The sequence below is a fragment of the Candidatus Francisella endociliophora genome, from assembly GCF_000764555.1.
In the GTDB taxonomy this organism is placed as follows: Bacteria; Pseudomonadota; Gammaproteobacteria; order Francisellales; family Francisellaceae; genus Francisella; species Francisella endociliophora.
Genome location: NZ_CP009574.1, coordinates 834,796 through 847,291 on the forward strand (window position 1 = coordinate 834,796; position 12,496 = coordinate 847,291).

A 12,496-nucleotide genomic window follows, 5' to 3' on the forward strand; every position below is an offset into this window, starting at 1 on the left:
ATGCTAAATACTAGTAAATATCTTTTTGTAGTAATCACATTTTTATTAATGTCATACTCGATAAGCTTTTCATATGGTAACGCTCCACCTCAAAAGCCAACTATAGTTGATACCACAGCATTCATAACAGACATACAAAGCTTAGATGAAGTTAATGAACAATTACAGGTTGATGCCATTTTTCGATTAAAGTGGAACGATCCAAGACTTGCCTTTGATGAAAAAAAAGAAAATACAGAATATAAACTATATCAAGGAGATTTCCAATATGATGAAATATTCGAAGGATGGAAACCTCAAATCTCAATTATAAATGAAATAGGTAGCCCTCAAATAAAAGCTCGTCAGATAAGAATATATCCTAATGGTGATGTCATATATACAGAGCAACGTACTCTTGCTCTAGAAACACCTATGCAACTAGAAAGATTTCCCTTTGACAAGCAAACACTTAATGCCTATATAATACCATTTGGCTACGATTCAGATGAAGTTCAATTACAAGTTAATCCAGACTACCAAGTTACAGTTAAAGATTATGTAAAAGATCACCCTAATGTCAATATAGCAGAGTGGCAACTTACTGATTTCAACCTAAAAAATATTACCAAATCAAAACAATATTATGGTAAAAATGATCAAGTCTCAATGCTAAAATTTAGTATATCTTTAGATAGACAAGCTACAAATATTCTACTTAAAGTTTTAATACCTTTATCATTATTAGTTTTAGCTATGTGGGCAGTATTTTGGATGGATACTAAAGCTCTTTCAGATAGGCTAAATATTGCATTTATTGGTATACTTTCAGTTATTGCTTATCAATTTCTAGTAGAAGGAGAAATGCCTGACATTGACTATCTAACCTTTACAGATGGCTTCTTATTAATTTCTTTCTCAATATTATTTTCTACAGTTTTAGAAAGTTTAATTGTTTACTGGTTTGTAAAAACTAACAAACAAGATATTGCTAAGCAAATAGATATTTTTTCAAGAGCAGCATTCCCTCTTACATATATAGCATTCATAATATTTTTATACTTTACTTATCTGTATTAAAATTATGCCTACCTAATTTCTAAACAATATATTAAAATAATTTCATAATTATTATATAATAATTCTTTTAGAGGGTAATTATTTATTATATTGATGAAGCATATTTACAGAAGTTTATTAACTTATGTGCTACTTATATGCATCATCACTCCCTTATATGCAGAAACTAAAGATAAAGATTCAGTTTTAGAACTACAACAACAAATCAAAAATATACAGCTAGAGATTAATCAGCTTCAGCAAACGGATAATATTAATAACAATGAATTCACCACATATAATGCAAATGTTGTCGATAATAAACCCACCATAGCAAATGAGCTTGAAAAATACATAATTAAAAAAAATACTGTAGATATTGTACAAAACATTAGTCCTGAAAACTCTATAATCGATTTAAAAAATGAGCCTGTTGGAGGAATCTTTGATACAGGTGGTGGAATTAATGTTGGAGATGCACCAGCTATCACAACTAATGGTGAAGCCGCTTATCTAGGCTCATACTCAGGTAATAATAGTATTCCTATAGGAATGATACCATCAAAGTTATTTGCTTCAACATTAATACTACAAAAAGAGAAGTTTGATGATTATTCAGTATTCTTAGGTGGTTTCATTGGTATAGATGCTCAAACTTGGTTTGGAGATACAATTCCCCGTGTTGGTTTTGATAACAAACCGACTACTCCTTTTAGTCCAACAGGTCAAAATATTTACCTAACATCATCTAAATTATTTTTTGTATCAAATCTTGGCGATTATGTAACTGCTGAATATGATGTAAGCACATCTGAAACAAATGACTTTTTTATAGGTAATGCTTTTGTAATATTTGGTAATATGTCTGTATCTCCATTCTTTGTAACAGCAGGGAGAAGTACTCTTTCTGTTGCTAACTTAGGTGGAGGTGGTAGTTCGACAGGAAGTATCGCGGGATTCTTAGGTACTGGTAGAGCTACAAACATCTCTCTTAATTATAAAACAGATATTATAAATGCGAGTATTGCAGTATTTGGTTCAAGTGATAAAAAAGCAGACTTTTCAGCAGGTCTATTCTACGCTGATAGCTGGACAGATAGTTTAGCTGTTGGTTTTAATACCGGCTATGTCTATGATCTAGATGGCGCTGAAAATTTTAGCATTCCTAGAGTAGCTCCAAATCAAACTATTGGAGCATTCAATGTCGATACTAACATCGCTTATACCATAGATTCTGGAATATTCCAGATAAACTCTGGTTGGGCATCTACCACACAGTCTTTCGATTTTAATGGTACTGGTAATAACGTGCTTGCTGGCTCTTGGTATGTTGCTGGTAACTATAGTGCCAATATTTTTGGTAAAAGTACCAACTTTAACGCAACCTATGGTGAGACATACAATGCTGCTGCCATACCAATGGCAATAGCTGCTAGTCCTTTACAAGATGGGTTATCGAAGTCAGGAATTAAAAGACAACTTATATTTTCAGCTCAGCGAGCATATTTTGATAATAATATTTTATTTGGGCCAGAATGGGCATATCAGATATTTTATGATGGCAAAAGTATGAATACACTTACACTAGATGTTTCTGTTTATTTATAAATATTTAAATTCTCTGAGTATATTTTATTTTTTAATTAGCTTAGATATTTAAAGGTTTATAATATTTAATCTTATTTTTGAATAATAATCATTTCTCTTCGTCTACTTTACAATATGCTTTACATAAGTTTTTCCATCACGAGATTCTGCACTAAAATCTGTTTTTGTTTTACCTAACTGTCCATCAACAATATGTGAGTCTAAATGATTACTAGCAATACGATATTTTCCACTATCAAGATCTATCGAAATACCACTGTAACCAGTATTATCACTAAATTTAAAACTTACTAAATATGGCTCTGAAACAAACATTCCACACTCATTCTTTTTTAATTTAAAATTATATATTTTATAAATATCATCATAATCATACTTAAATGTACTAGTATCAGCTTCTACACAATTAGAATTATAAGTAAGAGTATTATTTTGAAGAGGATACTCTGTTTGACTATGTATAATAATTCTATTGGAGTGGTCATTAGTAGAAGAAATACTTTTCAACTGATCCTCAGGACAGTTATCATTAACAACACAATTATTAGCTGCAAAAGAGCTAACTACAATTATCATACTTATTATACTTATTATTATTTTCATATATTTCCCTTATGCAGTTTTATAAATTAATAACGGTAAAACTATACCTCAATTTTAAAATATTAAAAACTATTTATTTTTTAAGATAATTAACATAGTAAATATATATATTAAGTATCATAAATTAAAATACTATAAATAAATTAAAGGGCTGTCCTAGATATATAATTGGAAAGCTAGGCTAATATTTATCAATTGCTTACCATTGTTCTATATAAATAAACAATAAATTACAGCAAGTATTTTTTGTGCTTTAGATACAAAAAAGCCCCATATTTCTATGAGGCTTTGTGTTGTTGCTTATCACGATAAGTCTTTTATTTGTAATAAGATGGCGACTACCTACTTTCACCTGGGCAATGCCAGACTATCATCGGCGTGTTGTAGTTTCACTTCTGAGTTCGGAATGGGATCAGGTGGTTCCTACAAGCTATCATCGCCAAAACTTTATGTTTTGGAATAAAAATATTTAACAATTCAGCATAGAAATAGACTTAAGTCTCTCGGATCATTAGTACTGGTAAGCTTCATACATTGCTGTACTTCCACACCCAGCCTATCAACGTCGTAGTCTCCAACGTTCCTTACTAGCTAAGCTAGAGAGATCTAATCTTGAAGGAGGCTTCACGCTTAGATGCTTTCAGCGTTTATCCCGTCCGAACGTAGCTACCCGGCAATGCTTCTGGCGAAACAACCGGAACACCAGTGGTTCGTTCACTCCGGTCCTCTCGTACTAGGAGCAACTCTTCTCAAATCTCTAACGCCCACGGCAGATAGGGACCGAACTGTCTCACGACGTTCTGAACCCAGCTCGCGTACCACTTTAAATGGCGAACAGCCATACCCTTGGGACCTGCTTCAGCCCCAGGATGTGATGAGCCGACATCGAGGTGCCAAACTCCTCCGTCGATATGAACTCTTGGGAGGAATCAGCCTGTTATCCCCGGAGTACCTTTTATCCGTTGAGCGATGGCCTTTCCATACAGGACCACCGGATCACTAAGACCTACTTTCGTACCTGCTCGAGCCGTCACTCTCGCAGTCAAGCGCACTTTTGCCTTTATACTCTTGGCACGATTTCCGACCGTACCGAGTGCACCTTCGTACTCCTCCGTTACTCTTTGGGAGGAGACCGCCCCAGTCAAACTACCCACCATACACTGTCCTCGAATCTCTCCTGAGTTAGAACTTCAAATATTCAAGGGTGGTATTTCAAGGACGACTCCACACAATCTAGCGATCGTGCTTCAAAGTCTCCCACCTATCCTACACATAAATATTCAAAGTCCAGTGCAAAGCTGTAGTAAAGGTTCACGGGGTCTTTCCGTCTAACCGCGGGTACACTGCATCTTCACAGCGATTTCAATTTCACTGAGTCTCTGGTGGAGACAGTGTGGCCGTCGTTACGCCATTCGTGCAGGTCGGAACTTACCCGACAAGGAATTTCGCTACCTTAGGACCGTTATAGTTACGGCCGCCGTTTACTGGGGCTTCGATCCAGAGCTTCGCTTGCGCTAACCCCTTCAATTAACCTTCCAGCACCGGGCAGGCGTCACACCCTATACTTCATCTTACGATTTAGCAGAGTGCTGTGTTTTTGATAAACAGTCGCAGCCACCTGGTATCTGCAACCCCCAACAGCTCAGAGAGCAAGTCTCTTCACCATCAAGGGCACACCTTCTTCCAAAGTTACGGTGTCATTTTGCCTAGTTCCTTCACCAGAGTTATCTCATAGCCTTAGTATTCTCTACTTACCCACCAGTGTCGGTTTAGAGTACGGTCGCTTATACAATATACTTAGAAGCTTTTCCTGGAAGCGTGGTATCAATAGCTTCGTCAAATAAAATTTGACTTCGTCTCGTATCTCAGATCAACAAGTTACCGGATTTGCCTAATAACTCTACCTACATACTTTCACCTGGACAACCATTCGCCAGGCCTACCTAACCTTCTCCGTCCCTCCTTCGTTCATATAAGCGGCACAGGAATATTAACCTGTTTCCCATCGACTTCACTCTTCAGCTACGCCTTAGGGGCCGGCTTACCCTACGTTGATTAACATTGCGTAGGAATCCTTGGGTTTTCGGCCAATAAGAATCTCACTTATTTTACGTTACTCATGTCAGCATTCGCACTTCTGATACCTCCAGCAAACTTCTCAATTCACCTTCATCGGCTTACAGAACGCTCCCCTACCAATATACTATATATATTCCGCAACTTCGGTGCATAGCTTAGCCCCGTTAAATCTTACGTGCAGGCCGACTCGACCAGTGAGCTATTACGCTTTCTTTAAAGGGTGGCTGCTTCTAAGCCAACCTCCTGGCTGTCTGGGCCTTCCCACTTCGTTTCCCACTTAGCTATGACTTGGGGACCTTAGTTGGCGGTCTGGGCTGTTTCCCTTTCCACTACGGACCTTAGCACCCGCAGTGTGTCTCCCGTGATTGAACTTGATCGTATTCTGAGTTTGCATCGAGTCAGTAAGGTCGTAAAACCCCCATCGTCGAAACAGTGCTTTACCCCAATCAGTTATACACGAGGCACTACCTAAATAGTTTTCGGGGAGAACCAGCTATCTCCGTGCTTGATTAGCCTTTCACTCCGATCCACAGCTCATCCCATAATTTTGCAACATTATTGGGTTCGGTCCTCCAGTTGGTATTACCCAACCTTCAACCTGGCCATGGATAGATCGCGCCGGTTTCGGGTCTACTCCTAGCGACTAGTCGCCCTATTAAAACTCGCTTTCGCTACGGATCCCTTATTCAGTTATCCTCGCCACTAAAAGTAACTCGCTGACCCATTATACAAAAGGTACGCAGTCACATGACTAAATCATGCTCCTACTGCTTGTATGCAAGCGGTTTCAGATTCTATTTCACTCCCTTTATAAGGGTTCTTTTCACCTTTCCCTCACGGTACTAGTTCACTATCGGTCATTCAGTAGTATTTAGCCTTGGAGGATGGTCCCCCCATATTCAGACAAGGTTCCACGTGCCCCGTCCTACTTGTTCGTATGCTTAGTTCCACATGGTATATTTCGTATACGGGACTATCACCCTCTATCGTCAAGCTTCCCAACTTGTTCTACTATATATCATGCTAAATCATACCAGGCTCTTCCCACTTCGCTCGCCGCTACTATGGGAATCTCAATTGATTTCTTTTCCTAAGGGTACTTAGATGTTTCAGTTCCCCTCGTTCGCTCTACACTCTATATCGAGTGAGTACCTAACTGATGCTAGGTGGGTTCCCCCATTCGGAAATCTCCGGATCAAAGCTTATTTACCAGCTAACCGAAGCTTATCGCAGATTATCACGTCCTTCATCGCCTCTGAATGCCAAGGCATCCACCGCTTGCACTTATTTTCTTAAGTCTATTTCTATACTAAATTGTTAAATATCTCTATCTTCATGCAAATAAAATATGGTGGAGCCAAGCGGGATCGAACCGCTGACCCCCTGCGTGCAAAGCAGGTGCTCTCCCAGCTGAGCTATGGCCCCAAAAAAACTGGTGGGTCTGAGTAGACTCGAACTACCGACCTCACCCTTATCAGGGGTGCGCTCTAACCAACTGAGCTACAGACCCGTATTCTATTTACACTAAAATATATTATCTACAAACACTAAGTTAAATCACTTGAAATCAATAGCTAAAGCTTATTCTTTTTTTCGTATTTCCGTTAAGGAGGTGATCCAGCCGCAGGTTCCCCTACGGCTACCTTGTTACGACTTCACCCCAGTCATGAATCACTCCGTGGTAAACGCCCATTCGTTAAGCTATCTACTTCTGGAGCAACCCACTCCCATGGTGTGACGGGCGGTGTGTACAAGACCCGGGAACGTATTCACCGCAGTATTCTGACCTGCGATTACTAGCGATTCCGACTTCATGCAGTCGAGTTGCAGACTGCAATCCGGACTAAGAGTACCTTTCTGAGTTTCGCTCCAGCTCGCACCTTCGCAGCCCTCTGTAATACCCATTGTAGCACGTGTGTAGCCCTGGTCGTAAGGGCCATGATGACTTGACGTCGTCCCCACCTTCCTCCGCCTTGTCAGCGGCAGTCTCAATAGAGTACCCAACTTAATGATGGTAACTATCAATAGGGGTTGCGCTCGTTGCGGGACTTAACCCAACATTTCACAACACGAGCTGACGACAGCCGTGCAGCACCTGTCACTGCGTTCCCGAAGGCACCAATCTATCTCTAGAAAGTTCGCAGGATGTCAAGACCAGGTAAGGTTCTTCGCGTTGCATCGAATTAAACCACATGCTCCACCGCTTGTGCGGGTCCCCGTCAATTCCTTTGAGTTTTAGCCTTGCGGCCGTAGTCCCCAGGCGGAGTACTTAACGCGTTAGCTGCGCCACTAGATCCTTTACACCGAATCCAACAGCTAGTACTCATCGTTTACAGCGTGGACTACCAGGGTATCTAATCCTGTTTGATCCCCACGCTTTCGTCCCTCAGTGTCAGTATCGGTCCAGAATGTTGCCTTCGCCATTGGTGTTCCTTCTGATCTCTACGCATTTCACCGCTACACCAGAAATTCCCCATTCCTCTACCATACTCTAGTTTGCCAGTATCAAATGCAGTTCCAAGGTTGAGCCCTGGGCTTTCACATCTGACTTAACAAACCACCTACAGACCCTTTACGCCCAGTAATTCCGATTAACGCTCGGACCCCCCGTATTACCGCGGCTGCTGGCACGGAGTTAGCCGGTCCTTATTCTTTGGGTAACGTCCTTCTCATGAGCTATTAACTCATAAGCTTTCCTCCCCAACTAAAGTGCTTTACAACCCTAGAGCCTTCTTCACACACATGGCATTGCTGGATCAGGGTTTCCCCCATTGTCCAATATTCCCCACTGCTGCCTCCCGTAGGAGTTTGGGCCGTGTCTCAGTCCCAATGTGGCTGATCATCCTCTCAAATCAGCTATGGATCGTAGCCTTGGTAGGCCTTTACCCCACCAACAAGCTAATCCAACGCAGGCTCATCCATCTGCGGCAGCACAAAGGCCACCTTTAATCCGCAGATATTATGCGGTATTAACAGTCGTTTCCAACTGGTATCCCCCACAGATGGGCAGATTCCTACGCGTTACTCACCCGTCCGCCACTCGTCAGCTAGAAGCAAGCTTCTACTGTTACCGTTCGACTTGCATGTGTTAAGCATGCCACCAGCGTTCAATCTGAGCCAGGATCAAACTCTTCAGTTTAATTCTCAAATTCTGACTCTAACTACTGATACTCAAATTCTTTAACAAAGTGTTTGTATATAATATATCTATTAAATATCTAAGACCTGAAAACTACTCCCTGTCTAGCTTCCCACTGGATCACTCCCAGCCGGTGAAGACATATAATACGCATACACTTACCCAATTGCAAGTACTTTCTGTAAAAAATTACACTTTTTTATAGGTTTTTTGCTTCAAGCCTATTTTATACCTAAAATTCACCCTTTTCTTAATACTAATATAAAAATTATTAATTATAGATTTGGGCTCTACCTTTTATAATTTAGTTACATAATCTATCTTGTTTGATACCCTATCAATTGATATATTTCATATTGTTATATATAGAAAGGAGAAATCATATGGAAGATAAAAAAACTGCAATAAAGACTATTGACCAATTGAAACCAAATATCTGGAATAAAACATCCATAAAAGATCGAGTTAGATTACTTGAGCAAATTCAACAGAATATAAAAAGTTATGCTGACGATCTTGCTAAATCAGATAAAAAAATGAAAAATAAGCAAACGAGTGAAAATATATACTCCGACTCTATTGCTAAAGTTGCAACCATTGTCCCACTAACAAATACCCTTACAGCTTGTATAGATTTATATAAAGCATTAGAAAAAGATGGTGAACCACTTAAGCCTATTAGTATAAGTAAAGTAAAAGATAATCTATATGATATCCATGTTTTCCCAAAAGAAATCAAAGATAAAATAATGTATGGAAAACGTAAAGACTATATCCGCGTAAAAGGAGAGCCTAAACAAGTAAGCCCAATGGAGAAACCTACAGAAATAATTGCAGTTTTAGGAGCTGGTAACTATAGCTCTTCTTCTGAAATGGTTAAAGCATTATTTCTAGAGAATTGTGTTGTTGTACATAAGCCTCATCAACTTAATGAAGAAACTGATCAAACTTGGGCTAAAATTTTCAAACCCCTAGTTGATATTGGAGCTCTTGGCTTTTGTTCAGCGGATCAAGGGCAAGAACTGACTAAAGATGAGCGCTTATCTAGAATATATTTTACAGGAAGCTCCGCAACAGCTAAAGCTATTGCAAATTCTACAGATACAAAACTAGTATCTGAGTGTGGTGGTAATAACCCCTGCATTATTGTCCCAGGTGTTAGAGCATGGACAAAAAAAGAAATCAAACACCAAGCAATTCAAATTGCTACAATGGCAAAACTAAATGGTGGGGCAGTATGTGGCCGTCCTCAAACAATTGTAACTTGTAAAAACTGGGCTCAACGTGAAGAATTCTTATTAGCATTAAAAGATGCTCTTGAGATTTATACCCCTGCAGCAGGAACTTATTACCCAGGATCAGAAAAAGTTATACAAGGTTTCAAAGAAAATTGTCCAGAAGCAAAAATACTTAACCCTGAGAATGGTAAATATAAAAGTGGAGAGTTTATACTAATTACAGATGCTCCTGAAGATGATTACTGTGTAACCCACGAAGCTTTTTGTCAAATATTAAGTGAAGTTCCTCTAGATACTACAACTAATGTAAAAGCTTTCTTAGAAAAGGCTATTGATTTTTGTAATACAAAACTTCTAGGTACACTTGGAAGCTGTATCATAATTGATGAAGATACAAAAAAAGCTCATAAAACTGACTTAGAGAATGCCGTAACTGAAATGAACTATGGTGGAATTGCTATTAATGCTATGCCTCCATTTATTTTCTTAAACCCTTATCTAACATGGGGGGGACATGAGTCTGACAAAGATTTAGTCTCTGGTCATGGTCATTTCGGTAATCTTTTATGCTATGAGAATATCGAAAAATCAATAATATATGATAGTTTTATGTCTCCGGGACACATGCTAAATACAAATATATCTGCAATGGATGAATTATCTGAAAATATGAGTGCTTACTCAATAGAACCAACATGGAGTAACTTATTTAAACTAATGTGGGGAGCAATCAAAGGTAATTTCAAAGGTAAGGATTTTTAATCTAATCACTAACTATTTATTATTTTGATATCTAGAAATTTTTTCTTATTTAGCAAAATCATCTGTTGCTTTAACTAAAGCTTCTATAATTCCTGGTTCACTTATAGAATGTCCAGCATCTGGAACTATTTCTAATTTTGCAGTTGACCAAGCTTTATGTAAATCCCAAGCAGAAGTTGCTGGGCAAACCATATCATAACGGCCTTGTACAATAACTCCTGGTATATTTGCTATTTTGTGAGCATTCTTAAGTAATTGAGCTTCCTCTAAAAATAATCCATTTTTAAAGAAATGACATTCAATACGTGCAAAAGCTAAACTAAACTTATCACCACCATATCTCGCTATTGATTTCTCATCTACGAATAATTTACTTGTTGATGCTTCCCAAATACTCCATGCCTTTGCAGCTTTCTGTTTTAGTTCATTATCATCACCAGTAAGTATATTATAATATGCTGATAGGAAATCCCCTCTTTGTTCTTCAGGGATTGGCTCTATATATTTTTCCCACATATCTGGGAAAATCTCACTAGCTCCATACTGATATAACCACGATATTTCTTTAGCTCTTCCAAAGAATATTCCTCTTAAAACAAGTTCTGTTACAACTTCTGGATGTTCTTGAGCATAAGCTAATCCTAGAGTACTCCCCCATGAGCCACCAAATATCATCCATTTATCAATCCCAAGTTTCTTACGAATCTTCTCAAAATCTTCTATTAAGTGCTGAGTTGTATTTTCTTTGATCTCCGCGAAAGGAGTGCTTTGTCCACATCCGCGCTGATCAACTAAAATTACTCTATATTTATCTGGATTAAAATACTGTCTATAACTTGGTTGAATTCCTCCACCTGGCCCACCATGGATAAACACTACAGGCTTACCTTTTGGATTTCCACACTCTTCAAAAAATATTGTATGAAGATCTGAAACTTTTAAAAATTCTTGGTTATATGGTTCTATTTTTGGATACAATGGCATTACCAACTCCTAAAATTAAGTTACTACCAAACATAATACTCCTAATAAATTTACATTTAAATATATATAATGATCTAATATATGCACTCAAATAAAAAAGTTATGAAAAAAATCCTAGTCTTTGGCGCAAGTAATAGTAAAAACTCAATAAATCAAAAACTTGCAGAATATGCAGCAAGCCTAATTCCAGACTCAAACAATACCATTTTAGATATCAATAACTTTGAAATGCCCATATATAGTATTGATAGAGAAAATAAAGATGGTATTCATCCTTTAGCTTATAAGTTTAAAAAGATAGTGAAGGAACATGATGCTTTAATAATATCACTTGCTGAGCATAACGGTTCTTATACAGTAGCATTCAAAAACATCTTTGATTGGATATCTCGTATAAATGACGGCTCGCTCTGGTATGACAAACCGGTATTACTACTCTCGACTTCACCAGGTGCTAGAGGAGCTAGAACTATTTTAAACATGGCAAAAATCACTTTCAGCATGTTATCAAAAGGTGAAATAATATCTTTCTCTTTACCTGAGTTTGATAAAAACTTTGAAGATGGCAATGGAATTGTAGATGAATTATTAAGAAATGAACTAAAACTATGCGTAAAGCAATTTATCGAAATCATCTAATAAACAAAATATCTAAAAACAAAAAAGGCGGTATAGAACCGCCTTTTCGTATCGTGGTGGGTGCAGAGGGGTTCGAACCCCCGACCCTCGCCTTGTAAGGGCGATGCTCTCCCAGCTGAGCTATGCACCCGATTTCAAAGTAATCGAAACTTAATGGCGGAGAGGAAGAGATTCGAACTCTCGATAGGGTTTAACGCCTATACTCCCTTAGCAGGGGAGCGCCTTCAGCCACTCGGCCACCTCTCCTAAACCATGTGAGAAATTATTATATATAGATAAAATATAGAGTCAAGAGTACTAGACAGATATTTTCACTTTAAAACGCTATATTTAATAAATTAGCTAAACAAAACGGGGAAAAATCTTTATAATATTCAAATTATTATAAAATTCTTACATAGTCAAA

General features: G+C 38.2%; 6 protein-coding genes, 4 tRNA genes and 3 rRNA genes. 4 read left to right on the plus strand and 9 right to left on the minus strand.

Annotation, left to right across the window (positions count from 1 at the left end):
• On the plus strand, positions 1-1,059 hold the full coding sequence (locus tag QI37_RS04115; RefSeq protein ID WP_040008826.1) for a ligand-gated ion channel: 1,059 nt from the start codon (positions 1-3) through the stop codon (positions 1,057-1,059).
• Positions 1,060-1,152: 93 nt separating this feature from the next.
• Positions 1,153-2,646: a DUF3573 domain-containing protein gene (locus QI37_RS04120; RefSeq protein WP_040008829.1), complete on the plus strand. Its 1,494-nt coding sequence runs from the start codon at positions 1,153-1,155 to the stop codon at positions 2,644-2,646.
• Between the two features lie 102 nt (positions 2,647-2,748).
• Here QI37_RS04120 and QI37_RS04125 read toward each other — a convergent pair whose 3' ends face one another.
• From QI37_RS04125 to QI37_RS04150, 6 genes are all read right to left on the minus strand, one after another.
• Positions 2,749-3,249: a hypothetical protein gene (locus tag QI37_RS04125; RefSeq protein WP_040008830.1), complete on the minus strand. Its 501-nt coding sequence runs from the start codon at positions 3,247-3,249 to the stop codon at positions 2,749-2,751.
• A gap of 329 nt (positions 3,250-3,578) precedes the next feature.
• Positions 3,579-3,693: ribosomal RNA gene (rrf, locus tag QI37_RS04130) — 5S ribosomal RNA — on the minus strand.
• A 46-nt stretch (positions 3,694-3,739) separates the two neighbouring features.
• Positions 3,740-6,626, minus strand: a 23S ribosomal RNA gene (locus QI37_RS04135).
• 51 nt (positions 6,627-6,677) lie between these two features.
• Positions 6,678-6,753 (minus strand) — tRNA-Ala (locus QI37_RS04140).
• Positions 6,754-6,761: 8 nt separating this feature from the next.
• A tRNA-Ile gene (locus QI37_RS04145) sits at positions 6,762-6,838 on the minus strand.
• A 95-nt stretch (positions 6,839-6,933) separates the two neighbouring features.
• A 16S ribosomal RNA gene (locus QI37_RS04150) occupies positions 6,934-8,467 on the minus strand.
• Together the 16S, 23S and 5S rRNA genes with 2 tRNA genes alongside form the textbook arrangement of a ribosomal RNA operon.
• Before the next feature lie 383 nt (positions 8,468-8,850).
• Between QI37_RS04150 and QI37_RS04155 the strand changes: the two genes are divergently transcribed.
• The gene (locus QI37_RS04155) at positions 8,851-10,467 is read left to right on the plus strand and encodes an aldehyde dehydrogenase family protein (protein WP_040008832.1); all 1,617 of its coding nucleotides are present in this window, start codon (positions 8,851-8,853) and stop codon (positions 10,465-10,467) included.
• Between the two features lie 45 nt (positions 10,468-10,512).
• Here the strand turns inward: QI37_RS04155 and pip are convergent, their stop codons facing one another.
• A complete protein-coding gene (gene pip / locus QI37_RS04160; protein ID WP_040008834.1) occupies positions 10,513-11,451 on the minus strand; it encodes a prolyl aminopeptidase in 939 nt (312 codons plus the stop codon).
• Positions 11,452-11,553: 102 nt separating this feature from the next.
• Between pip and QI37_RS04165 the strand changes: the two genes are divergently transcribed.
• On the plus strand, positions 11,554-12,090 hold the full coding sequence (locus tag QI37_RS04165) for an NADPH-dependent FMN reductase (protein WP_040010696.1): 537 nt from the start codon (positions 11,554-11,556) through the stop codon (positions 12,088-12,090).
• Between the two features lie 54 nt (positions 12,091-12,144).
• Here the strand turns inward: QI37_RS04165 and QI37_RS04170 are convergent.
• Positions 12,145-12,220 (minus strand) — tRNA-Val (locus QI37_RS04170).
• Positions 12,221-12,244: 24 nt separating this feature from the next.
• Positions 12,245-12,336, minus strand: a tRNA-Ser gene (locus QI37_RS04175).
• Positions 12,337-12,496 lie beyond the last annotated feature (160 nt).